The 25402-nt window shown below is 59.0% G+C and carries 20 protein-coding genes; 7 read left to right on the top strand and 13 right to left on the bottom strand.

Features of this window, described 5'->3' with window-relative positions; translation table 11 throughout:
• Window positions 1–433: 433 nt before the first annotated feature.
• Genes AC1MEE_RS02830 through AC1MEE_RS02845 form a run of 4 tightly spaced genes read left to right on the top strand, consistent with a single transcriptional unit; the run spans window position 434 to window position 2905 of the window.
• Window positions 434–1066 (top strand): CDP-alcohol phosphatidyltransferase family protein, encoded by a 633-nt coding sequence (locus AC1MEE_RS02830; RefSeq protein ID WP_480413708.1) that lies wholly within the window; start codon window positions 434–436, stop codon window positions 1064–1066.
• Window positions 1053–1652 (top strand): lysophospholipid acyltransferase family protein, encoded by a 600-nt coding sequence (locus tag AC1MEE_RS02835; RefSeq protein ID WP_480413709.1) that lies wholly within the window; start codon window positions 1053–1055, stop codon window positions 1650–1652. Before AC1MEE_RS02830 ends, AC1MEE_RS02835 begins: the two co-directional genes overlap by 14 nt.
• Window positions 1649–2593: a phosphatidate cytidylyltransferase gene (locus AC1MEE_RS02840; RefSeq protein ID WP_480413710.1), complete on the top strand. Its 945-nt coding sequence runs from the start codon at window positions 1649–1651 to the stop codon at window positions 2591–2593. The genes AC1MEE_RS02835 and AC1MEE_RS02840 overlap by 4 nt, the downstream gene beginning before the upstream one ends.
• Window positions 2594–2617: 24 nt before the next feature.
• A complete protein-coding gene (locus AC1MEE_RS02845) occupies window positions 2618–2905 on the top strand; it encodes a hypothetical protein (RefSeq protein ID WP_480413711.1) in 288 nt (95 codons plus the stop codon).
• Between the two features lie 281 nt (window positions 2906–3186).
• On the opposite strand, the gene AC1MEE_RS02850 is transcribed toward AC1MEE_RS02845, so the two are convergent.
• Both AC1MEE_RS02850 and csrA read right to left on the bottom strand, forming a co-directional pair.
• The gene (locus tag AC1MEE_RS02850; RefSeq protein ID WP_480413713.1) at window positions 3187–3447 is read right to left on the bottom strand and encodes a hypothetical protein; all 261 of its coding nucleotides are present in this window, start codon (window positions 3445–3447) and stop codon (window positions 3187–3189) included.
• A 450-nt stretch (window positions 3448–3897) separates the two neighbouring features.
• Window positions 3898–4086 (bottom strand): carbon storage regulator CsrA, encoded by a 189-nt coding sequence (gene csrA, locus AC1MEE_RS02855; RefSeq protein ID WP_480416137.1) that lies wholly within the window; start codon window positions 4084–4086, stop codon window positions 3898–3900.
• A gap of 482 nt (window positions 4087–4568) precedes the next feature.
• Between csrA and AC1MEE_RS02860 the strand changes: the two genes are divergently transcribed.
• The gene (locus AC1MEE_RS02860; RefSeq protein ID WP_480413714.1) at window positions 4569–4790 is read left to right on the top strand and encodes a helix-turn-helix domain-containing protein; all 222 of its coding nucleotides are present in this window, start codon (window positions 4569–4571) and stop codon (window positions 4788–4790) included.
• A 190-nt stretch (window positions 4791–4980) separates the two neighbouring features.
• Here AC1MEE_RS02860 and AC1MEE_RS02865 read toward each other — a convergent pair whose 3' ends face one another.
• From AC1MEE_RS02865 to AC1MEE_RS02915, 11 genes are all read right to left on the bottom strand, one after another.
• The gene (locus AC1MEE_RS02865) at window positions 4981–5601 is read right to left on the bottom strand and encodes a glutathione S-transferase (RefSeq protein ID WP_480413715.1); all 621 of its coding nucleotides are present in this window, start codon (window positions 5599–5601) and stop codon (window positions 4981–4983) included.
• 12 nt (window positions 5602–5613) lie between these two features.
• Window positions 5614–6126, bottom strand: a complete 513-nt coding sequence (locus AC1MEE_RS02870) for a peptidylprolyl isomerase (protein ID WP_480413716.1) — start codon at window positions 6124–6126, stop codon at window positions 5614–5616.
• 116 nt (window positions 6127–6242) lie between these two features.
• Entirely contained in the window at window positions 6243–9887 is a 3645-nt protein-coding gene (locus AC1MEE_RS02875; RefSeq protein WP_480413717.1) for an AAA family ATPase, read from the bottom strand.
• The gene (locus AC1MEE_RS02880) at window positions 9884–11128 is read right to left on the bottom strand and encodes an exonuclease SbcCD subunit D C-terminal domain-containing protein (RefSeq protein ID WP_480413718.1); all 1245 of its coding nucleotides are present in this window, start codon (window positions 11126–11128) and stop codon (window positions 9884–9886) included. The genes AC1MEE_RS02875 and AC1MEE_RS02880 overlap by 4 nt, the downstream gene beginning before the upstream one ends.
• A 160-nt stretch (window positions 11129–11288) precedes the next feature.
• On the bottom strand, window positions 11289–12965 hold the full coding sequence (locus AC1MEE_RS02885; protein ID WP_480413719.1) for a BatD family protein: 1677 nt from the start codon (window positions 12963–12965) through the stop codon (window positions 11289–11291).
• A complete protein-coding gene (locus AC1MEE_RS02890; protein ID WP_480413720.1) occupies window positions 12962–14698 on the bottom strand; it encodes a vWA domain-containing protein in 1737 nt (578 codons plus the stop codon). Before AC1MEE_RS02890 ends, AC1MEE_RS02885 begins: the two co-directional genes overlap by 4 nt.
• On the bottom strand, window positions 14695–15771 hold the full coding sequence (locus AC1MEE_RS02895) for a vWA domain-containing protein (protein ID WP_480413722.1): 1077 nt from the start codon (window positions 15769–15771) through the stop codon (window positions 14695–14697). Before AC1MEE_RS02895 ends, AC1MEE_RS02890 begins: the two co-directional genes overlap by 4 nt.
• Entirely contained in the window at window positions 15764–16258 is a 495-nt protein-coding gene (locus tag AC1MEE_RS02900; RefSeq protein WP_480413723.1) for a DUF4381 domain-containing protein, read from the bottom strand. Before AC1MEE_RS02900 ends, AC1MEE_RS02895 begins: the two co-directional genes overlap by 8 nt.
• Entirely contained in the window at window positions 16255–17199 is a 945-nt protein-coding gene (locus tag AC1MEE_RS02905; RefSeq protein ID WP_480413724.1) for a DUF58 domain-containing protein, read from the bottom strand. The genes AC1MEE_RS02900 and AC1MEE_RS02905 overlap by 4 nt, the downstream gene beginning before the upstream one ends.
• A 4-nt stretch (window positions 17200–17203) precedes the next feature.
• Window positions 17204–18163 carry an AAA family ATPase gene (locus AC1MEE_RS02910; RefSeq protein WP_480413725.1) on the bottom strand — a complete coding sequence of 320 codons (960 nt, stop codon included), beginning with the start codon at window positions 18161–18163 and terminating at the stop codon, window positions 17204–17206.
• 302 nt (window positions 18164–18465) lie between these two features.
• Window positions 18466–18825, bottom strand: coding sequence for a hypothetical protein (locus AC1MEE_RS02915; protein WP_480413727.1), 360 nt, complete (start codon window positions 18823–18825; stop codon window positions 18466–18468).
• Window positions 18826–18958: 133 nt separating this feature from the next.
• Between AC1MEE_RS02915 and AC1MEE_RS02920 the strand changes: the two genes are divergently transcribed.
• Together AC1MEE_RS02920 and AC1MEE_RS02925 are read left to right on the top strand one after the other, a co-directional pair.
• The gene (locus tag AC1MEE_RS02920; RefSeq protein ID WP_257604287.1) at window positions 18959–19177 is read left to right on the top strand and encodes an alkylphosphonate utilization protein; all 219 of its coding nucleotides are present in this window, start codon (window positions 18959–18961) and stop codon (window positions 19175–19177) included.
• Between the two features lie 545 nt (window positions 19178–19722).
• The gene (locus AC1MEE_RS02925; RefSeq protein WP_480413728.1) at window positions 19723–24582 is read left to right on the top strand and encodes an NAD-glutamate dehydrogenase; all 4860 of its coding nucleotides are present in this window, start codon (window positions 19723–19725) and stop codon (window positions 24580–24582) included.
• Window positions 24583–25402: the final 820 nt, after the last annotated feature.

Raw genomic sequence — 25402 nt, forward strand, 5'->3', positions numbered from 1 at the left:
CGCTGGGCCCGTCTTCGCATTTGTAGCAAATGGTGATTCAAGAAAAAACAAATGAGAAGGATCGCGTTACTCGCCGCCAGTCTATTCCTGGCCGCCTGTGTCCATGCCGATAAGACGCCAGACCACGACTTGGTTAGCCGTTACTACCTGTAAGGCATCATGGAAATGGGCTCGCAATTATCGCTTCAGAACGGCCAACAACTGACCTTGCATCGCCAGAATGCAGAAGTGAATGCGGAACCTGACACTAGCCAGTTCTTCGACGTAATGATTTTGACGGTTGGCAACAACTGTCTGGCTATAGAAGGAACTACCGGGTGTTACTTCAAAGACCCTGAACGCGAGACGCCGCAATTGCAGACCCTGTGTTCTATACAGCGGTTACGTTTTTTTTTGCGCATGTATGACTCATCATTTATAGGGACACCGTCTAATGGATGACAACAGAAGACCCATCAAGACACGCTCTGCGAGCTGGGCGCGGCGCATCACCGAGTTCCTGGTGAAACAAGACATTTCGCCTAATCAGATTTCCGTAGCCAGTATGGTCTTTGCGGCGGCGGGCGCTGCGGCACTCACTATTGATATCGGTGTCATTGGGTCGATCTGCTGCGCCGTTGGCATTCAATTGCGCCTGCTGTGCAATCTGCTCGACGGGATGGTCGCGATAGAGGGCGGGAAGAAATCCGACATCGGCAGTCTCTACAACGAGTTTCCGGACCGAATTGCAGACACCCTTCTAATCGTAGGACTCGGGTATGCCATTGGGCACCCGGAGCTTGGGGAGTTTGCTGCCTTGGCAGCCGCACTCACGGCGTATGTCCGCGTGTTTGGCGGCTCTATTGGTCTGAAGCAGAACTTCATGGGCCCCATGGCCAAGCAACACCGCATGGCAGTGATGACGGCAGGGCTTGTCATCAATGCCGTAGAAACAATCGCGTATGGCACTCACCACGCGCTTTTTATATCGCTGGTGATTATCGTCATTGGATCAGTCGTAACCTGCGCCACGCGCGCACTGGCTATTTCCAAGCAACTAAAAGGTGTCCTCCATGTGGATCAGTAATGCGCTGATTTCTGTTCTTCGCTTCGTGATCGGCGTCACCGCCAGGTGGGAAAGCCCACCGAATCTCACGCGCCAGCGAATCTATTTCGCCAATCACACCAGCCATATGGACACCTTGGCAATTATCGCGGCCCTGCCGCCAGAAGCTCGGGTCAATGTAAAACCGGTGGCGGCTGCCGATTACTGGGGCGAGAACAAGTTTCTCTCGTACATCTCTCAGAAAGGGCTGAACGCGGTGCTTATCGAACGGTCCCCGGCTCCCGGTAAAAACGCGTTGGAGCCCGTATTCGATGTGGTGAGAGCAGGCTATTCGATCATCTTCTTTCCAGAGGGAACTCGATCAAATCAGGCCCTGCCGGGTGAATTCAAATCGGGCCTTTACCGGTTGAGTGAAACCTTCCCCGACGTCGATCTGGTGCCTATATACCTGGAAAACCTGCATCGCTCGATGCCAAAAGGCAAACATGTTCCCCTGCCAATTATTTGTACGATCCGTATCGGTGACCCATTGCAAAGGTTGGCTGGCGAAGAAAAACCGGCGTTTCTGCAACGGGCGCGTGAAGCCATCGTGAGGATGTCGAAATGAGTCTTGAAACGAAGTTCTTGTGGTTCTTTGCTGCGATGGCCGGGTTGTTAGCGATTGCTTCACTTACTGGTGGACTGCTTGCCAGGCTTGCCAAAACAGACTCCGCTATTACGACCGTCGAAAACCTGAATCAACGAGTCAATGCGTGGTGGGGGATGGTAATCATCTTCTTTATTTCCTACCAGCTTGGCGGTAACGCAACGGTCGTCCTGTTCGGTTTCATCTCACTGTTCGCACTCAGGGAGTTTATCACCCTGACACCAACAAGACCGGGTGATCATAACGCACTGTTTTTGGCGTTTTTCATCCTGATTCCACTGCAATACGTTCTTATAGGAATTCACTGGTATTCAATGTTCACGCTCCTGATTCCGGTGTACGCATTCCTGCTGCTACCGGCAATTGCAGTGTTAAGTCAGGACACTGAGGCATTCCTGGAAAGGACCGCCAAGATCCAATGGGGCGTGATGATTTGCATTTATTGCATCAGCCACGCACCAGCGCTTTTACTCTTGGATCTGGAAGGCTTTCAGGGCCAAAACGCACTTCTGCTGTTCTACCTGATGTTCGTCGTTCAGTTGAGCGATGTGTTGCAGTACGTGTTTGGGAAGACCTTCGGCAAGCACAAGGTTGCGCCGCTGGTGAGTCCGTCAAAAACGGTGGAAGGACTGGTGGGTGGCGGGCTGTCCGCAACGCTAATCGGCGGGTGCATGTTCTGGATGACCCCCTTTAGCTTTTGGCAGTCGCTGTTGATGTCGTTCGTCATCGTGGTGATGGGGTTTGTGGGCGGGCTGGTCATGTCAGCCATCAAGCGCAGCCTGAGCGCCAAGGATTGGGGGAGCATGATCAAAGGTCATGGCGGAATGCTCGACAGGATGGACTCGGTATGTTTCGCAGCGCCGATCTTCTTTCATCTGACGCGATTCTTCTTTTCCGCTTAAGTTGCCTCCACCGGCGCCACAAGAATGAAAAAGCTATTGATTGTTGCAGTGTTGGCGGTGCTGGCTGTGCTCTACATCGGCTACTACGAAGCCCTTGAAGATGGTGATATTGAGACCATTTTGTTCATCAAGAAATACCCGACGTTTCAGATGAAGTTTTACAACATCCACGCCAATGATGGTGAAATCAGGCAAATTGAACGTCTCACGGACGAGGCACGAAAGTGGATCATCGACTACTGCAGGTATCGGCTTGGAATCAACACTGAATTGAAAACACAGAAAGACATTGAGATGTGCAGAAAGAAATAGAGCCGTTACGGAATCGGACTTTCACATAATCGTACTGGCGCTTGGTTGCCCGAAACAGATGTCCGATTTGGCCCGCGCCTGGGCTTTGAGGTTTTCAATTTTGCGCTTGGCCTTGGAAGCAGCCTGCGCTAATTCAGGTTGCCGGCTGGCCGGCAACCTCTGTCGCCATCACGGTTAACGACCGCGCCGTTATCGCCCGTTGAGGTTTGGCTGATTGCAGTATGTTGAGTGGAGCGCTTTTTATTTAAGGATAGTTCCATGAGCGGAACTTCAATCGAGTCCTAACCTCTATCTCTCCCGCGAAACTCCATCACATCCAGTACATCACACCCTTCCTGCAACAACAAATGCGCCACCTGTGCCAGTCGGCTGAGATTGTCTTCGTCGACGCTGGCGTGGCGCACGGTGGATAGGCATTTCATCAAGTCTTTTACCGCGAGAAAACGTTCCATCGCGCACATGTGCAGATCGTCGAATGAGGCGGCGGTGTTGATGAATAGAACGGTATTAGGGGTGTTGGTCAGAGGACGGAATTGAGCCATCGAGAGTGATCCATATGTGAATGTCAGGACCTGCCACTGTTCGTCGCCAAACGAATGTAGGGTGGCAGCTGTACGCAGGTTGGCGAACCGGTCACATATAAACCCGGCAGACCCGAAGGTCTCCCACGTACAGCCGCCATAACGCATCGGCATCACCTAAGTGAAGACCATGGAGTTTTGGTAGCTGTTACTTATATGTAATCGGATCGCCAAATCCGGTCGCTGATGTGCAGCGACGGGGCGAATCATAGGCGGCAGGGCAGGGTCGTGCAACCCTTGATACAGGCCGCCTGCACGGCTCAGTTCGCCATTTCAGCGTGATTTACGTAGGACATTTCTCCGATCTAGGTGGGGCTACTCCTGACCTGCTGCTACCGCATTGAAGCCACGCGCTCGCCGCCTCATCTTGCAGTTCAGCTACAAGAGCGCTCATCCACGTTATTCACTCTTTCAGCGTTTTCCGGTTTCCACATTGCCTTTCGCCAAAATCCGCCGACATATCTCTTCCCGATGCACCGGCACCTCTCTCGGCGCGATGATCCCAATCCGGACCTCGCCTCTGTCCACCTCGGCGACCATCACCGTGATGTCATCTCCCAGGTAGATGCGCTCACCGATCCTTCGCGTCAGTACCAGCATCGCTGACTCCTTAAGGTAGGCCTGCGCTGAGCCGACGTTGGCGGGCGTCCAGCGCTCGCTCGAACTTGCGTCAGTAAATTCCCTGAACAGCGTGGCCAGATACTTCAAACCCTGGCGCTCACCCTCACTGCCCGGCATCGGATCGAACCCCAAATAGCGTTTTTCCTCAGCGGACAGCGTTTCCCAGCTGTTCAGGACAAAGGTATAGATCGCGTTGGACAGCTCATGCTCAGACATCAACCTGCGACTTTGATGCGTGGGTTTCTGTGTATAGCCACTGGGTAGCGTTTGGCCCGAACGGGCGGTGCGTCGTTGCGGGTTGCTGTGGGCTTTTCTGGCGTAACAAATTGCTCTTTTCCATGCCATGCAGGCGATCTCCCTTTTGCTTTCGAATTAATTCATGCGTTGCAAATTCACAATATACTGTGAAGACCAGCGCATTGCCATAACCGACAGTGCCCCTCATTGCAGGGGGAACCGTTTTGGACATTGGTGTGGCATTTGGAAAGGTTTTGCGTCAGAGACGCAAGCATCTGGGCTTGACCCAGGAGCAGTTAGCGCATGAGGCCAATGTGCAGAGGAACTACGTTAGCTTGATCGAGCGCGGCATCAATCAACCGACGATCACGATTATCTTCAAGCTCGCGGCGGCGTTGGGGTGCAGTCCGGCGGAGTTGGTGGGGGAGGTTGAAAAGATTGTGTGAAAGCTTTTGGGACCCTTCGCAGGCAAGGCTGCTCCCACGGGTTTTATGTACGACGCAAAACAAGCGATCACAAATTCTGGTGATGAGGGACTGATTTATTTTCAGCGCTTCATCGAAAATCAATCTGTCCCACATGTTGAGGTCGGGGACAGATTGGTTTTTCAAAGAGCGCGAAAAACAAATCAGTCCCCTAGGGCTTGGCCATCACAGCGGTAAACAATTCCGACGCCAAAAACCGCGCCAGCCACGCCCGCAGCTTCGGATACGGACTCTGCCAGAGCCAGTCCGGGTCGACATAGCAGAACTGCCGCACGAAGGGCGCGAGGGCGATATCGGCCAGGCTCAAATGCTCGGCAACCAGAAAATCCCGGTGCAGCAGTCGATCTTCAAGCCGTTGCAAAAACACCGCACCGAGGTCTCGGTAGTGTTCCTGTGAATGTTCGGGATGGCGGACCGCGTATTTGTAGTGATCCAGGTGGTGCTTGAAGGTTTGATCGTTGTAGGCGATCAGTTCCGCGATGTCGGATTGCGCCGACGGATCGTTCGCCAATAGCCAGTCATCCGGGTCGTTGTGGGTTAACGCCCAACCCATGATGTCGAGGCTTTCATCGATCACGCGCTCTTCCAGTACCAATACCGGCACCGTGCCCTTGGGTGAGCAGGCAAGCAGGTGCGCTGGCTTTTCTTTCAGGATGACTTCGACAATTTCCACCGCGCACCCGGCGTAAAACAACGCCATGCGCGCACGCATGGCGTAGGGGCAGCGGCGGAAAGAGTAGAGAGTCGGTGTCGCAGGGTTAGATGCATTCACCGACGATGCTCTTTAGGCTTCAGCAGTCAGTTGACCGCAGTCAGCGATGACGACTTTCTTGCTGGTTTTGCCAGATTGCGAGCCCAGTGCTTCGATGGCGCGGACCACGTCCATGCCTTCGGTGACTTCACCGAACACCACGTGTTTGCCATCCAGCCAGCTGGTGACGATGGTGGTGATGAAGAACTGGCTGCCGTTGGTGTTCGGGCCGGCATTGGCCATGGACAGTTGGCCTGGCTTGGTGTGTTTCAGGGTGAAGTTTTCGTCTTTGAATTTTTCGCCGTAGATCGACTTGCCGCCAGTGCCGTTGTGGTTGGTGAAGTCGCCGCCCTGCAACATGAAGTCATTGATCACACGGTGGAACGAAGAACCCTTGTAGTGCAGGCCATCGCCTTTCTCGCCGGTGCACAGGGCACGGAAGTTCTCGGCGGTTTTCGGCACCACGTCATCGAACAGTTCCATGACGATGCGGCCCATTGGCTCGTCGTTGGCGGTGATGTCGAAAAATACTTTGGAATTGGACATGAGGTTTACCTTCTCTTTGACGTGGCGCGACAGGTCGCGCCGTGGGTGTGTAGGGTACAGAAATTCCGCTTACCGGTTCTGTGTGACATAGAAAGTGGGGGCTGGGTGGCGGTTTATCAATTGCCAACCTCAATCGTACTCAAGCCATTGCCCTGACGCCGTACCTGAATCTGCACCGGAATCCGCTCGTGCATTTCCTGTACGTGGGAAATCACCCCGACCTTGCGCCCTTGGGCCTGCAAACCGTCGAGGGCGTCCATGGCCAGTTGCAGGGACTCAGGATCGAGGCTGCCGAAGCCTTCGTCGATGAACAAGGATTCGATTTTCAGCGTGCTCGACGCCATTGAAGCCAGGCCCAGCGCCAAGGCTAGCGACACAAGGAAGGTCTCGCCACCGGACAACGAATGTACCGAGCGCAGTTCGTCGCCCATTTCGGTATCCATGACCAGCAAGCCGAGCATGCTGCCGCCGCGTTTCAGGCGATAGCGGCGCACCAGTTGCCGCAGTTGGGCGTTGGCGTGATGCACCAGCAGATCGAGATTGTACGCCTGGGCGATCTTGCGGAACTTGTCACCTTCGGCCGAACCGATCAACGTGGCCAGTCGCGCCCAACGCTGATACTGCGCGTAAGCGTCGGCGATCTGTTGCGCCAGCGCCTGATTGGCATCCTGTCGGCGTTGATCATCGGCTTGCAGGGCACGCAGATCGGCGCTGAGTTGTTCGCTGGCGGCGGACTGCTGTTGCAGCTCGCTGAGTGCGTTATTCAGTTGTTCGACGTCGAGATTGCCATTGTGTTGCGTCTGATGGCTGTGCAGGCGTTGTTCGCGCTCGTGCAGCAGGACCTTGGCTTGCTCGATGGTTTTTTCGCTGCTTTGCAGTTGTTGGCGCAGATGGCTGACCTGTTCATCGTCGACGCTCAGTAACTGTGCGAGGCCGCTGTCGTCCAGCTCGCTATGGCGGCTACGCCATTCGGCGATCCTGGCGCTCAATTCGCTGTTCTCCTGCTCCAGGTTTTGCAGGCGTTCCTGCTGGGCCTTGAGTTCGGCGGCGAGTTGGATCAGTTGGCTGCGAGCGTCCTGCAACGTTTGGCCGGCTGAGCTTTCTCTGTGACGCGCCTGTTCGACGGCGTGCTCCAGTTGCTGCTGCCAGTGTTCGGCGCTGCTGTGGTCGCCCAGCAGCTGAGTGAGCGTTTGCTGGCTGGCGTGCTGCTGATCGGCGAGGACGGCGACGCGCTGTTGCAGTGCCTCCAGTTCCCGTACCCGCGTTTGTTGCTGCGACTGTTCCAGTTCGATCTTCTGCTGACGCCCATTTTGTTCAAGTTGCTCATCGCGCTGTTGCTCAAGCTGATCCAGACGCTGGGTAACCTGTTGATCGAGCTGCATGACGGTCACCGCCGCCTCGTTGCGTAAACCATTGAGGATGTCGGCGGGCAGCAGCGGGGCGAACGCTGCCAATTCTTCTTCCAGGCGCTCACGGTCACTGGCCAGTTGGCGCTGCTGATCTGCCAAGTGCTGCGTCGCGGTCTGGCTCGCTTCGTTGGCGGCTTGCAGTTGTTGCTGCAGGCGCCCGGCGTCTTGTTGCAGCTTGAGCAAGGCGTTTTGGCGCTGTTCGTCCTGGGTGATGTTTTGCGTCAACTGACTCAACTGTTGACTCAACCAGTCGTCGCGCTTGGCTGTGTCCTGTTCCAGCAGTCGGGCGCTGAGCGGATGGGCGTCGAGGCTCGGCGTCAGGGCTTGTTGCTGTGTCGCCAGATGCTCCTGTTGTTGCAGGAATTCCTTTTGCTGAGCGATCAGTCCGCTGACGGTGGCGCGCAGATCCACCAGCTTTTCATTCAGCGTGTCCACGGCTTTCAGGGCGTTGGCTTCTTCGCTTTCGTCATGCCGGGTCAGGCTTTGCAGCAGTGCTTCAGGCTGATGCCAAGGGTGTTCGTTGCTGCCGCACACCGGGCACGGTTGGTCATCCTGCAACTGCGCGCGCAGTTCCTCGACACTGGCGCTGCGGGCCAGGCGCTGGCGCTCCAGCAGTTGCCGGGTAACGGCCAAGGTCTGCTCGGCGACCTTGAGTTCATCCTTGGCCTGGAGACCGTCACGGTTGAGCTGTTCGCGTTGCTGCTGAGCGTCCTGTTGTTTCTGCGCCAGCTCCAACGAGCGCTTGTCGAGTTCCTGCTGACTGGCCCATAACCGCGTCAGGTCTTCAAAGGCGCGTTGCTGCTTGCGATTGTCTTGCAGCAGGCTGCCGAGGATCTGGATTTGCTCGCCAACCGCGTGTGCTTCGGCACCGGCTTCGTTGTACAGCAGCTCAAGGGCGCTGCGTCGCTCGGTGAGTTGCTGGCTGGCGCTGGCGGCACGTTGCTCAAGCTGCGGCAGCTCGATCTGGCCTTGGTTCAGGCGGTTACCTGTCTGCATCAGTTGCTTCAGGCGATCGCGGTAGGCAGTCCACGCTTCGCTGAGCGGCGCCAACGCCGTGCTTTGTTCAAGTTGCGCGGCAATCCGCTCCAGGCGTTCAGCCACTTGCCGTTGTTGATCGAGCATCGCTTGCAGGGCGCTTTGGCCTTGAGCGCAGTGTTGCTCGGCTTGCTGCTTGCGTTCAGTGGTCTGGCTCAGCTCCTGAATCAGGCGCGTCAACGTGCTTTGCGTGTCGAAGGCTTGCTGCAACAGCGGCTTGGCGTCGGTTTGCTGCTTCTGCGCGTTGAGCAGCGCGGCATGGGCCGCGACGCGTGTTTTCTCGAGTTGTTCTTGTTGAGTCTGAAGTTCGCTCTGCTGCTGAAGGTGCTGCTGAATCTGCGCCGCCAGCGGGCTGAGTTGCGCAGCCAGTTCGGCCTGACGGGCGAACTGATGACGCTGCGGCGCCAGGTGTTCCAGTCGGGACAGGTTCAGGCGCTCGACGCTCTGACCATCCCAGTGCAATTGGGCCTGTCGCAGTTGTTCGGCAGCGCTTTGCTGCTCGTCCTGCAACTGCCCCAGGATTTTGAGCCATTGATGCTGAAGCTCAAGTTGCTTGAGTTGCGCTTGTTGGGTCTTCAGCAATTGCCGGGCTTCGTTGAAGCGCTTATCGAGATCCGCACGAGCTTCCGGTTCCAACGGCGTGACGCCCGTGGCCAGTGCTTTTAGATCGTCGTGGACCTTCTCTGCTTCCTTGCTCTTGCTGTAGGCGCGGCGGCCCAGTTGGCTGTAGATCGCGGTGTCGGTGAGCTTTTCCAGCAGCTCGCTGCGCTCTTTGTCATCGGCCTTGAGGAAGGCGCTGAACTCGCTCTGCGCCAGCATCACCGCGCGGGTGAACTGCTCGAAGTTCAAGCCCAGACGCGCTTCGAGCATCGTTTTGTATTCGGTTTTGTTCTGGCTGCTCAACACCTGTTCGCTGTCCAGATCGGTCAGGGTCTGGCGGCTGGCCTGAAGCTTTTTGCTGGCATTGTCCCGGGCGCGGTTGGTTTCCCAGCGGGCGCGATAACGACGGCTGTCGATACCGACGAAATCCACTTCGGCATAACCGCTGCCCGCACCGCGACGCAGCAAGGTGCGTGGATCGTTGGTGCTGATATCGCCGTCGATCTCCGGCACTTTCGATTGGCCGACGTTGTTCAGCCGCGGAATGGCGCCGAACAGTGCCAGGCACAGCGCATCGAGCAAGGTACTTTTACCGGCACCGGTGGGCCCGGTGATGGCGAACAGGCCGGCGCTGGCCAAGGGTTCGGCGGTGAAGTCCAGCTCGAACGGGCCCGCCAGCGAGGCGAGGTTTTTCAGGCGGATGGCGAGAATTTTCATGGCTGTTCGCTCTCCAGTTGCACGTCCTGCAGCAGTGTGGCGAAGTCCTTGAGGGTCTGTTCGTCGACCTCGCTGCCATAGCTGTCCTGCCAGGCACGGCTGAACAGTTCCTGCGGGCTGAGTTGGTCGAGGTCGATCAGGCCATTGCCGTTGTCATCGCCCTCGGCGGTGCCTTTGCCGGCGTATTCGGTGCCGATACGCACCAGACGCACGGCTTTGCCTTGCAGCGCGGTTTCGATTTGCTGACGCAGATCCGGTTGCGGTTCGTCGAGACGCACCCGGACTTCCAGCCAGGGTTGCCGCTCGATGTCAGCCAGCAGATCAATATTGGGCAAGGACGCCAGTTGCACCAGCAACTCGGCCAGTGGCGTCGGGCCGACGCGTTGCAGATTGACTGCGCGGGGAATCAAGGTCGGCTCGACGCTGATCAGTTGTTCGCCTTCGCAATTGATTTCGAGAATCTGATGCTGATAACCGATTTCCGAGAACGACAGTGGAATCGGCGAGCCGCTGTAGCGAATGCGTTCTTCACCGTTGACCCGCTGCGGTTTGTGCAGGTGGCCGAGGGCGACGTAGGTGATGCTTGGGCCGAACAGACTGGCGGGCAGGGCTTCGGCGTTGCCGATGATCAAGCTGCGTTCGGAGTCTTCGGACACCGAGCCGCCAGCCATGTGTGCGTGGCTGATGGCGATCAAGGCTTGCCCCGGCTGGCGCTTGAGGTTGGCGGCGTCGATCAGCAGTTCATGGACCCGGCCAATGCCACGCAGGTAGTCATCGCCCATGGTGGCGCCTGTGACTTCGGCAGGGCGCAGAAAGGGCAGGGCCAGGCACCAGGCGCCGATTTCGCCCTGCTTGTCAGGCAACGGCAGCAGCAGCCGTTCGGCATCCAGTTGTCCGTCATCGAGCCACAACACGCGGCCCAGAGCATGGGTGCGCAAACGGCGCATCAGCGGCGCGGGTAGTTCGATGCGCGAGCCGGAATCGTGGTTGCCAGCGATCATCACGATGGTCAGCAAGGGCTGCTGTTCATGGGCGTTGACGATGAAATCGTACAGGCGCTCCTGAGCTTTGACCGGTGGGTTGACCGTGTCGAAAATGTCCCCGGCGATCAATAGCACATCAGGCTGGCGTTCAGCCAAACGGCTCAGCAGCCAGGTCAGGAAGCAAGCGTGTTCGAAGTCTCGCTCCTGACCATGGAGGTTTTGGCCGAGGTGCCAGTCGGAGGTGTGGAACAGACGCATTGTGGGTCCTTTTACAGCCTTGAATTCTTGAATGTGGAAACAATCCCTGTAGGAGCTGCCGAAGGCTGCGATGGACCGGGAACCGGTCGCAGCGGTTGATGTTGATGAAGGCCGTCCCGGCCTTATCGCAGCCTTCGGCAGCTCCTACAGGGTTTCAACATCATTTCGGATAAAGCGGTGGCAGGCTGGCATCGGTTGCCGGGTCTTGAGTTCGCTCGCCGGCAGGCAGGGTGCGCACGGCGCGCCACAGTTCTTCGCCTTGCCACGAGTGACCACCTTCGCTGTACAGCGCGCCGTTGAGTTCGTCGAGGGCATCGGACAATGGCACGAAACGCGCGGCCATGTCGGCCAGGGTTTCCGGCTGCTGGCGCGCCCAGGCGTCCAGCGCCTGACGGGTCGCCTGAGGGTCGTTGGCCAGGCTGGCGCGTTTGAGCTCATCGAGCACGGTGCGCGGGCTCGGGCCGGCTTGCGCGACTCGCGACACCGCCGGTAGCCAACGCGCGCGCCACCACAGGCCGAAACCGAGCAGGGTGGTGCAGGACAGGAACAGCGTGCTCAGCTGCCAAGGCCACAGCGCTGGCCCGACGACGCTCAGGCCGTTCGTATTGGTGTTCACTGGAGCGTCCACTGCCAGGCTCGGGTTGTTTGCCACTTGCAAGGTGCGCGCGGGCAGGCTGCTGTGTTCCAGATGATCTTCGTGGGTGTTCCACCAGACCACATTCACCGCCGGCAAATCGATCGCGCCGGTGCGAGTGGGCACCAGTGCTTCATGCTCTTCGCGACTGCCGATCAAGCCACGTTCGCTGGCCAGGTTGACCAATTTCGGCTGGTCAGGGTAACGGCGCAGGCCACTGACATCGGTGGTGGGCAGCGGCGGCAGTTGCACGCTGGACAGGCCTTCAGCCTTTAGGGTCAGGCTGCGGGTCAGGGAGTCACCGACCAGGGCGTGATCAGGCTCCGGGTTCCAGCCTTCGCTCAGGCTCAGGCTGCGCGCGGGCAGCCATGGCGTGTCGGCAGGGTAGGCGGCGGGCTTGGCTTTGACCGTCAGTGGAATTTCGGCGGAGCTGACGTGCACCAGCTTGCCCGGTTTGGGGGTGGACGGACTGAGGTTCTGAGTCTGCCCCTGAGCATCGGCCGAGCTCGGGGCGTGCGCTTCCTGCACCAGGGTCGCGCTGAACACTTGCGCGGGAATCAGCAGGTCGCCGCTGTGCTGTGGATAAATCGCATAGCGTATTTCGATGACGCCATGGCGAATGCCGTTGATCAGCTTTTCATAGGTGCGCGAATCACCAAGCTTTTCGATGCGTGCATCCGCGATCAGCAAGGGCGTCAGGTTGCTGTCATCGAACAGCGAGACCGAGTGATAGATGCGCAACGTCAGCACGGCCTGCGCCTGGACGTAGACGCTTTCCTGATCGAGGCTGGCGTCGATGAAGACGGGCGCCAGGGTGCCGCTGGATTCTTGAGTTTCACCCTGCACCACTTGCAAGGTGATCGGCTGGCTTTTCAACGCGCCCAACTGCAATGACGGGATGACGACTGTGCCGCTCTGCTTCGGCAGCAGCGTGATGATCCAGCGCGTGGTGGCCTGGGAGTTACCGTTAAGGGTGGTCAGATGGTTGACCTGCCGCGTGTCCTGCACGGTGAAATCGGCGTCCAGCGCTGTCAGGTCGGGTTTACCGAACAAGGTGGGGTCGTCGGACTCCAGGGTCAGTTCCACGGTCTCGCCGGAGCTCAGTCGCGCCCGATCGACGCTGGCTACCAGATCCGCCGCTTGAGCCGACAAGGCCACACAGCAGAGCATGAGGCTGATGAATAGGGTGTAAGCACGACTCATCGGGTCTGTTCCTGATGTTGTTGCTGTTCATACCAGAATTTGCGTCGCAACAGCTCACCGGGATCGTCCGGGATCTGGCGCAACCATTGTTCCAGAGCCTGCCGTCGCTCGCCGTCGAGGTTGCTGTCGGCCGGTCTGATCGGCGGTCGGGTAGTGTCTTCGTCGCCGAGCTGTGAGCCTGGAACGTCGTTGCCGCCCGCAGGGGCTGCTGGGTTACTGGTGCTGTTGTCATGGGCGGCGCTGTCTTCACCTGGCGGAGGCGGCGGTTGATCCTGATTTTGCGGTGCGGTCGCCGCGCCGGGCTGCGGGGTTTGCCCTGGTTCGTCGCTCTTGTTCTCGGCCGGTTTGCTGGTTTCTGCCTTGTGTTGTTGCTTTTTCTGTTCCAGTAACTGCTCGACCAGTGCCTTGTTTTTCAAGGCGGGTTGCAGATCGGGCTGGCGTTCCAGTGCCTGTGCATAGGCGTCCAGCGCCGCTTCCAGTTCGCCAGCCCTGGCCAGGGCATTGCCGCGATTGTAATGGTCAGCGGCGCTGCTGCCTTCAGCAAATCGCCGAGCGGCAGTCGCGTAGTCGCCGGCTTCATATAACGCCACGCCTTGCCATTGGCTGTCCTCGAAGTGTCGTGCGGCTTCGGCAGGACGACTGTCTTCGAGCAACTGCTGGCCCTGTTGGTCGGGTCGCAACCACAAGTCATTGAACTCGAAGGCATAGCTGGGCTGCGGCAGCATGAACAGCAGCGGCAGGCAGAACAACCAACCTCGGCGCCCGGCGCAGGCCGCCAGCAACAATAATGGCAGCAGCAACCATGGACCCTGATCGTCCCAGCTGTCCAGGTGCACGGTCTGACCATTGCTGCGTAGCTTTTGCGGGCTGTCCAGCAGGCCCAGGCCGCGCAGGTCCGAATCATCCAGCCGGGCCTGGCGGTAGAGCCCGTCGAGCTCGCTGGCGAAATCTTTCAGGCCCGGACCGTCCAGGCGTGGCAGCAGGATCGCGCCTTGTGGGTCCTTGAGGAAGCCGCCTTTTTCCTGCACGACCGGTATGCCATCAGCAGTGCCCACGCCGAGGATCAGCAGCGGCGGTGCGTCTTGACTCAAGGCCTGACGGATGCCCTCGCGCTCTTGCTCGTCCAATGAAGAACCAATCAACAGCAAGCGGCCCTGGCCCTGTGCGCCTTGTTTGAGCAGAGTGAGGGCTTTCTTCACGGCCAGGTCGGCGCGATGGCCGGCCTCGGGCATGATCGACGGCTTGACCACGTCGAGCAGGTTGCGACTGGTGGCCAGGTCATCGGACAGCGGCACCAGCGTGTGGGCGCTACCGGCATAGACGATGATCGCGGTCTGCGAATCGCTGCGGCTCTGCAACAGGTCGAGCAGTTTGCGTCGCGCCTGCTCCAGGCGTGTCGGCGGGGTATCGGTGGCGAGCATTTCCGGGGTCAATTCCAGCAACACCACCAACGGGTCGGCGGGCTTCTGGCTGGCTTGCTCTACCCGCTGCCAACTCGGCCCGAGCAATGCCAGCACGGCGAGGGTCCAGGCCAGCCCCAGTGCGACCCACGGCAATTTGCTGTCGCGACCACTGCCGCCACCGAGCAGTACCGCGTGGAAGGCTACAGGCAGGATCATCTGCCAGCGTCCCGCACGCTTTTGTCGATGCCAGAGTTGCCACAGCAGCCAGCCCAACAGCGGCAACAGCAGCAACCACCAGGGCCGAAGCCAGTGCGGCCAGAGCGCGATCATCGACGCCTCCGCAGACGCAGACGCTTGAGCCGCTGGCGCCATTCCTGATTCGATGGCAGGAAAGTTTTCTGTTTGAAGAAGCGTTGCAGCAGCGTGTTCGGCCAGCGTTCGCGGACCACCAACAACAGGCTCAGCAGCAACGCGCTGGCCAGCGGCCAGTGATACAGCGCCTGCGCCGGGCGTGCCTGGGTCGATTGCTGGGCGACCGGTTCGAGCTTGTCGAGGGTCTGTTTGATCTTCTGCAGTTCCTGACCATCGCGGGCGCGGAAGTATTGACCGCCGGTGATGTCGGCGATTTCCTTGAGGCTGGGTTCGTCCAGATCAAGGCTAGGGTTCAGGCCGAGCATGGCCAGTGTGCCGCCTTGATTCGGGTCGGCACCCATGCCGATGGTGTAGATTTTTACGCCCTCGCCAGCCGCCAGCCGCGCAGCCGTCACCGGATCGATTTCACCTGCGTTGTTGGCGCCGTCGGTGACCAGGATCAACACCCGGCTTTGCGCCGGACGCTGACGCAGGCGTTTGAGGGCCAGGCCAATGGCGTCACCGATGGCAGTGTTTTTCCCGGCAATGCCGATCCGCGCTTCATCCAGCCACACGCGTACGGTGCGTCGGTCGAAGGTCAACGGCGCTTGAACGTAGGCCCGACTGCCAAACAGAATCAGGCCGATGCGATCACCTTCGCGACTGACGAGAAAGTCGCCCAGCAGGTGCTTGACCAGGGTCAAGCGACTGACGTCTTCGTCATTCCAGCGCATGTCGGGGTAGTCCATGGAGCCGGAGACATCCACAGCTACCAGCAAGTCGCGACCACTGGCGGCAATTGGCAACGGCTCGCCTAGCCACTGTGGGCGGGCCGCGGCCATCAGCAGCAACAGCCAAAGCAGAATGAAGGGCGCCTGCTGCCGCCAGGCCGGCAGATTGGCCCGCGCCCGGCGCTTGGCCAGGCCTTCCAGTTCGCTGAGAAAGCTGACCTTGAGCGCCGCTTCGCCACTGTCCGCCACCGGCAGCAGCACCCGCAGCAGCCAGGGCAGCGGCAGCAGGACGAAGAGCCACGGCCAGGCGAACTCAAACATGCTTGCGAATCCAGGTGGCGACCGCCTGGTTCAGGCCAGTGATGGCTTTGTCATCGAGTTTGCACTCCGGTTTGTACGCGCCTTCGACCAGCACCATCCAGCGCGTCAGCCCGGCGGCGGGGCAGCGGTTGTCGAGAAAAGCCAGCCATTTTCGGCCATTCAAGGTGTGGCTCTGGCTGTAAGGGTAGTGGTTGCGGCACAGGCGTTTGAGCAGCGCATTGATTTGCTGCAGCCAGGCCCCGGCTGGCGCACCATCGTAGGGTTTAGGCAGTTGCGCGAGTTCTTCCAGGGCGGCGACGCGGACCGGGTCCAGCGGTTGCTCGGTGTTAACGGACGGACGCTTGCCCGGCCAGTAGCGACGCAATCGCCACAGTCCCCAAGCCGCCACCGGCAGCAAGAGCAGCAGCACCCACCAGCCCGGCGCCGGTGGCCAAGCGCTGACCGCGGCTGGGGTGATCAGCGGTTGCAGTTGCTCCAGGCTGCTCATCGTTTTTTTCCGGGGCGCTGGGCGTTCAAGTATTCGCGCAGTTGCTCGACCATTTCGCTCTGGGTGCTCAGGGGGATCGACACCACGCGGAGCTTTTGCGCGAGCAATTCCCAACGCGCGACCCGTGCTTCACCCTGGGCACGATAGGCCTGGCGTAAATCCGGTTTCAACGTATCAAGCTCAAGCTGTGCGCCGCGCTCGGCAAAACGCAGCAGACCCGCCGCCGGCAAGGCGTGGTCCAGTGGGTCGGACAGCGGCAACAGCAGCAGGTCGCAGTGTCGCGACAACAGACTCAGTTGTTGCTCGGCCGCGTCGGAAATCGCGCGCTCATCGCAGATCACGAACACCAGGCTGCCGGGGCGCAACACCTCTCGGGCGCGGCGTAGGGCAATGCCGAAAGCGTCGCGGTCGGCCGGGATTTCGGTATGCAGTGACTGGTTGACCCGCACCAGTCGGTTGAGCAGCTGCAACAGGCTCTGCTTGCTGCGACGGGGTTTGATCTCGTAGTGCTCATTGTCGCCGAACACCAGCCCGCCGACCCGGTCGTTATGGCCCAGGGCGGCCCAACCGATCAGCGCTGCGGCCTGGGCGGCGAGGACCGATTTGAACATCAGCCCCGAACCGAAAAACAGGCGGCGGCTTTGCTCCACCATGATGAAAATCGGTCGCTCGCGTTCTTCATGGAACAGCTTGGTGTGCGGTTCCTGGGTGCGGGCGGTGACGCGCCAGTCGATGGTGCGCACGTCGTCGCCGGCCTGATAGACCCGCACCTGATCGAAGTCCACACCCCGTCCGCGCAGTTTCGAGTGATGCAGGCCGATCAGCGGGCTACGCTGGCTCGGTGTGGAAAACAGTTGCACTTCGCGCACGCGATGACGCATCTCGATCAGCTCTTTGAGGCTGACGCGAATTCCCGGCTCGGCAATCGGTTGCGGCTGCATGGGGTCAGGCGACAGCCACGACGTCGAGGATGCGCTGGATCACGCGATCCTGATCGATCCCGGCGGCTTCGGCTTCGAACGACAGAATGATGCGGTGGCGCAACACGTCGAACAGCACCGCCTGAATGTCCTCGGGGCTGACGAAGTCTCGCCCGGCCAGCCAGGCATGGGCCCGCGCGCAGCGGTCCAGCGCGATGGAACCACGCGGGCTGGCGCCGTAGGCAATCCAGTCGGCCATTTCCGGGTCGAACTTGGCGGGTGTGCGCGAGGCCATGACCAGTTGCACCAGGTATTCCTCCACCGCATCGGCCATGTACAGGCCGAGGATTTCCTTGCGCGCGGCGAAAATCGCCTGCTGGCTGACGCGCCGCTCTGGCTTGGTCTCGCCATTGAGCGCTTCGCCGCGAGCTTGCTGGAGAATCTTGCGCTCGACCGCCGCATCGGGGAAGCCGATCTTGACGTGCATCAGAAAACGGTCGAGCTGGGCTTCGGGCAGCGGATAGGTGCCTTCCTGCTCGATGGGGTTCTGCGTTGCCATCACCAGAAACAGCGGCGACAACTCATAGGTGCTGCGCCCGACGCTGACCTGACGTTCGGCCATGGCTTCCAGCAGGGCTGACTGAACCTTGGCCGGCGCCCGATTGATTTCGTCGGCCAGCACCAGATTGTGGAAGATCGGCCCCTGTTGAAAGACGAAACTGCCTGTTTCCGGGCGATAGATCTCGGTGCCGGTGATGTCGGCAGGCAGCAGGTCAGGGGTGAATTGAATGCGGTGGAATTGTGCTTCGACGCCTTCGGCCAGCTCCTTGATCGCTTTGGTCTTGGCCAGACCCGGTGCCCCTTCGACCAGCATGTGGCCGTCGGCGAGCAGGGCTATCAACAGCCGTTCGATCAGTTTTTCCTGGCCGAGAATCTGCGTTGAAAGAAAGGTTCGCAGCGCAATCAGCGCTTCACGATGTTCCATCGTTGACTGTTCCTGGCAGGGTGACCGATAGCATCAAATGACACTGAGGTTGGGGGCGTTACTTTAATCCATCCGGGGCTGTGCCGACTAACGGCTATAGGCTTTTTTCCGGGATTATCGGAATGAGCTTGCGGTAAGTTAGGAATTGTCTGACTTGTTGTGTTGTATCTGTGTAGGAAATTGGTGCCTGACATGAGGGGACTGATTTATTTTTCGCGCTCTTTGAAAAATCAATCTGTCCCCGGCCTCAGGGACAGATTGATTTTCGATGAAGCGCTGAAAATAAATCAGTCCCCTTGCGATCAGGCGATTTCACTGACGTAGGTGCCGACGTCTTCCAGAATAATCTGCAAGGTTTCTTCGATATCGCGCAACTCGGATGCAGGCATGTTGTGACGGATTTCATACTCACTGTGGCCGTCGAGCTGGCTGGCATCGGCCGGGTCGATTTCTATCAGCAGGCGTTCGGCGCTGAAGGTGACCTTCAGGCTTTGCAGATTGAGCGTCTTGTCATCCCGGACAGTGATTTCTACCTGGTTCTCGTCGGGGAAACGGGTCAGCGAGAACAGATCGCCGGTTTCCCCGTGGCAGCAGAGCAGGGCCATATCGTCGTATTCGTCGTCGCATGGATTGACGATGAGGCTTGCGGTGGTAATAAGCATGAGTGGATTCCTGATCTATCGAGGCGGGCAGAGCGCGATGATACCCCAGTGGGAGGCTCGGTTTTTATCGGAGACCACAGCCGCTATACTGCGGCCATTACATTTTCGTAATGTCCAAGAATGTTTAATCGATATGACCCTGATCGTTAGAGACAGCAATGGTACCCAACTGGCCGACGGCGACTCCGTGACGCTGATCAAGGACCTGAAAGTCAAAGGCACTTCGGTCACCCTCAAGCGCGGCACCATGGTCAAGGGCATCCGCCTGACCGACAACGAAGATGAAGTCGAATGCAAGGTCGAGAAAGTCAAAGGCCTGGTATTGCGTACCGAGTTCTTGAAAAAGGCCTGATTACCCATCATTGGCCGCTAGGGTCTGTTGACGTTTGGTGACGGCTCGCCACCAAACGTCAACAGACCCTAGTCATGGGGTGCGCGTTCGCACCCCATGACAGTTGATCCGCAAATCCCCGCCTCGCCCTGCAGACTGTGATTTTTTTCTCAGTGCCGCCAATCCCTTCCCAGGACCGTTCAAGTCCTTCCTGCGCTTGTCGATAGCCATTTAAAGGCCTTGCCGCGCTCCGGTTACGTGCCTATGACCGAATATGTCGCAGCACCGCAAGCAGCGCCGGGTCCGCTGTCGTTAAGCTTCGCAGCGGATGGACACCTCTAAAGACACAGCCTGCCTGGGCAGTCGTTTTTGTAGATGCCCATTTTCTTTACAGGGCTCATTCGGGAAAAGCGAATGTGACTACCCGTTCGTGACGAGCGTTTGTTCTTTAGCTTCACTACCCTGTCATGCTGTGCTGCTTCTGTTTGAAACCAGCACGCGTGATGGCGATCCCCTGAAGGGGATACGACGCTTCCATCAATAAAAGCCCAAGCGGAGTACTACAGATGGCGTTCTTCACCGCAGCCAGCAAGTCTGACTTCCAGCATCAACTGCAAGCAGCACTGGCGCAGCACATCAGTGAACAGGCACTGCCACAAGTGGCGTTGTTTGCTGAGCAATTCTTCGGCATTATTTCCCTCGATGAACTGACCCAACGCCGGCTTTCCGACCTGGCGGGCTGCACCCTCTCTGCCTGGCGTCTGCTTGAGCGTTTTGAACACATTCATCCGCAAGTGCGCGTCTACAACCCCGACTACGAACGTCATGGCTGGCAGTCGACCCACACCGCGGTCGAGGTTCTGCATCACGATCTGCCGTTTCTGGTGGATTCGGTCCGTACCGAACTGAACCGTCGCGGTTACAGCATCCACACCCTGCAAACCACTGTTTTGAGCGTACGTCGCGGCAGCAAGGGCGAATTGCTGGAGCTGCTGCCCAAGGGCGCCCAGGGCGAGGACGTGCTGCAAGAGTCTCTGATGTATCTGGAGATCGATCGTTGCGTCAATGCCGCTGAAATGAATGTGCTGGTTCGCGAGCTGGAACAAGTGCTGGGTGAAGTGCGGGTCGCGGTCGCTGACTTCGAGCCGATGAAGGCCAAAATCAACGAACTGCTGGCCGGTGTCGACACGCTTCAGTTTGCCGTCGAAGAAGGCGAGAAAGCCGAGATCAAGGTTTTCCTGCAATGGCTGGTGGACAATCACTTCACCTTCCTCGGCTACGAAGAGTTTGAAGTACGTAGCGACGAAGACGGCGGCTACCTGGTGTACGACGAGTCGTCCTTCCTCGGTCTGACCAAGCTGCTGCGTGCAGGGCTGACCAAAGAAGACCTGCACATCGAAGACTATGCAGTGAATTACCTGCAAGAGCCGATGTTGCTGTCGTTCGCCAAGGCGGCCCACCCAAGCCGCGTGCATCGCCCGGCGTACCCGGATTATGTGTCGATCCGCCAGATCGATGCCTCTGGCAAGGTGATCAAGGAATGCCGCTTCATGGGTCTGTACACCTCGTCGGTGTACGGCGAAAGCGTGCGTCAGATCCCTTATATCCGTCGCAAGGTTGCCGAAGTGGAGCGTCGCTCCGGTTTCGACGCCAAGGCGCATCTGGGCAAGGAACTGGCGCAGGTGGTGGAAGTGCTGCCGCGTGACGACCTGTTCCAGACTCCGGTGGACGAGCTGTTCAGCACCGTGATGTCCATTGTGCAGATCCAGGAGCGCAACAAGATTCGCGTGTTCCTGCGCAAAGACCCGTACGGCCGCTTCTGCTACTGCCTGGCCTATGTGCCGCGAGACGTCTATTCCACCGAAGTCCGGCAGAAAATTCAGCAAGTGCTGATGGATCGCCTGAAGGCCAGCGATTGCGAGTTCTGGACCTTCTTCTCCGAGTCAGTACTGGCGCGCGTGCAGTTGATCCTGCGAGTGGACCCGAAAAGCCGCCTCGACATCGATCCGCAGCAACTGGAAAACGAAGTGATCCAGGCTTGCCGTTCGTGGCAGGACGATTACTCCAGCCTGGTCATCGAAAGCTTCGGCGAAGCCCACGGCACCAACGTACTGTCGGACTTCCCGAAAGGTTTCCCGGCCGGTTACCGCGAGCGCTTCGCCGCGCATTCGGCCGTGGTCGACATGCAGCATTTGCTGAGCCTGAACGAAGCCAATCCGCTGGTGATGAGCTTCTATCAACCGCTGGCCCAGGCCGGCAAACAGCAACTGCATTGCAAGCTGTACCACGCTGATACTCCGCTGGCCTTGTCCGACGTTCTGCCGATTCTGGAAAACCTCGGGTTGCGCGTATTGGGCGAGTTCCCGTATCGCCTGCGCCACCACAATGGCCGCGAGTTCTGGATTCACGATTTTGCCTTCACCGCCGGTGAAGGCTTGAACCTAGACATCCAGCAGCTCAATGACACCCTGCAAGATGCATTCGTGCACATCGTGCGCGGCGATGCGGAGAACGATGGGTTCAACCGTCTGGTCCTGACCGCCGGCTTGCCATGGCGCGACGTGGCGTTGCTGCGTGCTTATGCGCGTTACATGAAGCAGATCCGTCTGGGCTTTGACCTGGGTTATATCGCCAGCACCCTGAACAACCACACCGATATCGCTCACGAGCTGACCCGGTTGTTCAAGACGCGCTTCTATCTGGCGCGCAAACTGACTGCCGAAGACCTGGACGACAAGCAACAACGTCTGGAGCAAGCGATTCTGGCGGCACTGGACAACGTTCAGGTGCTCAACGAAGACCGCATCCTGCGTCGCTATCTGGACCTGATCAAGGCCACTCTGCGGACCAACTTCTACCAGCCGGACGCCAACGGTCAGAACAAGAGCTACTTCAGCTTCAAGTTCAACCCACGCCTGATTCCCGAGCTGCCGAAGCCAGTGCCGAAATTCGAGATTTTCGTCTATTCGCCACGGATTGAAGGCGTACACCTGCGCTTTGGCAACGTCGCTCGCGGCGGCCTGCGCTGGTCCGATCGTGAAGAAGACTACCGCACCGAAGTGCTGGGTCTGGTAAAAGCCCAGCAAGTGAAGAACTCGGTAATCGTGCCAGTCGGCGCCAAGGGCGGCTTCCTGCCGCGTCGTCTGCCACTGGGTGGCGGTCGCGACGAAATCCAGGCCGAAGGCATCGCGTGCTACCGGATCTTTATTTCCGGCTTGCTGGACATCACCGACAACCTGAAAGAAGGCGCCCTGGTGCCTCCGTTGAACGTGGTTCGTCACGACGACGATGACCCGTACCTGGTGGTCGCGGCGGACAAGGGCACTGCAACCTTCTCCGACATCGCCAACGGCATCGCCATCGACTACGGTTTCTGGCTCGGTGACGCGTTCGCGTCCGGCGGTTCGGCTGGCTACGACCACAAGAAAATGGGTATCACCGCCAAGGGCGCGTGGGTGGGCGTACAACGTCACTTCCGTGAACGCGGGATCAATGTTCAGGAAGACAACACCACCGTGGTCGGCGTCGGCGACATGGCCGGTGACGTGTTCGGTAACGGCTTGTTGATGTCGGACAAGCTGCAACTGGTCGCAGCCTTCAACCACCTGCACATCTTCATCGACCCGAACCCGGAGCCAGCCAACAGCTTCGTCGAACGTCAGCGTCTGTTCGACCTGCCACGTTCAGCCTGGACCGACTACGACACCAGCATCATGTCCGAAGGCGGCGGTATTTTCTCCCGTAGCGCAAAAAGCATCGCGATTTCCCCGCAGATGAAAGAGCGCTTCGACATCAGTGCCGACAAGCTGACCCCCACCGAGCTGCTCAATGCGCTGCTCAAGGCGCCAGTGGATCTGCTGTGGAACGGCGGTATCGGCACGTACGTCAAATCCAGCGAAGAAAGCCACGCCGATGTCGGCGACAAGGCCAACGACGCGCTGCGTGTGAACGGTAACGAACTGCGCTGCAAAGTCGTGGGCGAGGGCGGTAACCTCGGCATGACCCAGCTCGGGCGTGTGGAGTTCGGCCTCAACGGCGGAGGCTCCAACACCGACTTCATCGACAACGCCGGTGGTGTGGATTGTTCCGACCACGAAGTGAACATCAAGATCCTGCTCAACGAAGTGGTGCATGCCGGCGACATGACTGAAAAGCAGCGCAACCAGCTGCTCGAAAGCATGACCGACGAAGTGGGCAACCTGGTGCTGGGCAACAACTACAAGCAGACGCAAGCCTTGTCCCTGGCGGCGCGCCGCGCTTACGACCGGATCGCTGAATACAAGCGTCTGATGAACGACCTGGAAGCGCGGGGCAAGCTGGACCGTGCCATCGAGTTCCTCCCGGTCGAAGAGCAACTGGTCGAGCGGGTCGTGGCAGGCCATGGCCTGACCCGTGCCGAACTGTCGGTGCTGATCTCTTATAGCAAGATCGACCTCAAGGAAGCGCTGCTCGAATCCCGCGTCCCGGACGACGACTATCTGGTCCGCGACATGGAGACGGCATTCCCGCCGTCACTGGCTGCCAATTTCGGTGAAGCCATGCGTCGTCACCGCCTCAAGCGCGAAATCGTCAGCACCCAGATCGCCAACGACCTGGTCAACCACATGGGCATCACCTTCGTGCAGCGGCTCAAAGAGTCCACCGGCATGAGCGCAGCCAACGTGGCCGGTGCTTACGTGATCGTGCGTGACATCTTCCATCTCCCGCACTGGTTCCGTCAGATCGAAGCGCTGGACTACAAGGTTCCGGCCGAAATCCAGCTGGCTCTGATGGACGAGTTGATGCGTCTGGGCCGTCGTGCCACACGCTGGTTCCTGCGCAGCCGTCGCAACGAACTGGATGCTGGTCGTGACGTTGCACACTTTGGTCCGCACATCGCGGCACTGGGTCTGAAACTCGACGAACTGCTGGAAGGCCCGACCCGGGAAGTCTGGCAGACCCGTTATCAGGCTTATGTCGAAGCCGGTGTTCCCGAGTTGCTGGCGCGCATGGTTGCAGGCACCAGCCACTTGTACACGCTGTTGCCGATCATCGAAGCGTCGGACGTCACCGGGCAGAACGCTGCCGACGTGGCCAAGGCTTACTTCGCCGTGGGCAGCTCGCTGGACGTGACCTGGTACTTGCAACAGATCAGCAACCTGCCGGTGGAAAACAACTGGCAGGCGCTGGCTCGCGAAGCCTTCCGTGACGACATCGACTGGCAGCAACGGGCGATTACCGTTTCAGTCCTGCAAATGCCGGATGCTCCAGAGGAAGTCGAAGCGCGTCTGGACTTGTGGCTGGAACAGCATGTGCCGATGGTTGATCGCTGGCGTGCAATGCTGGTCGAGCTGCGTGCGGCGAGCGGTACCGACTACGCGATGTATGCGGTAGCCAACCGTGAGTTGCTGGATTTGGCGATGAGTGGTCAGACCAACGTGGTTTGATGGTTTGATGGTTTGAGTTGAAGCGGTAAATCAAAAGCCCTGCATTGAGAGATGTGGGGCTTTTTTGTTTTGTCTTGTGTGTATATCCGGCATTTGCGTGTGCTGGGATTACGGTTTCGCTCTTACAGCGGGTCACCTTTTTCAAACGCCAAAAAGGTAACCCAAAACGCTTGCCCCTCCATACGGCCCGTCGCCTAGGCTCCGGGTGCCCTCACTCCGGTCCTGCTCAAGTAGCACAACCCAAGGGGCCGTCCCTGGCCCCGTGCGGCTCGCTCGGCGTCCTGCCTCGTTTCCCCCCCTGCGCAATGCCTGCACTCGGCCTTCTGGCAATGGGGCCTCACCCGACCTCGAGATTTAATTCACACAAAATCTGAGGCGATCCGCTCTAATCTCTCGTTCGCAGGCAAGCCTGCTCCCACAGGGAAAATGCGCTCCACTGTGGGAGCAGGCTTGCCTGCGAATGGCGGTATGCCTGACACACCGCGTCAAGCGAATCGCGGGCAAGCGCGCTCCTACAGTTTTGCGTGAATTGAATCCCGAGTTCAGGTCAGGCCCCATTGCCAGAAGGCCGAGTGCAGGCATTGCGCAGGGGGGGAACGAGGCAGGACGCCGAGTTAGCCGCACGGGGCCAGGGATGGCCCCTTGCGGCGACCCCCGGAGCAATGCCGGAGCGAGGGCAGTCCGAGCACCAGCGAGGACCCGTATGGAGGGGCAAGCGTTTTTGGTTACTTTTTAGGCGTTTGTAAAAAGTGACCCGCTGTAAGAGCGGAACCGTAATCCCTGCACACGCAAATGCCGGATATGTACACCGACCCAGACC

It is taken from the genome of Pseudomonas sp. ASL3 (assembly GCF_056680425.1).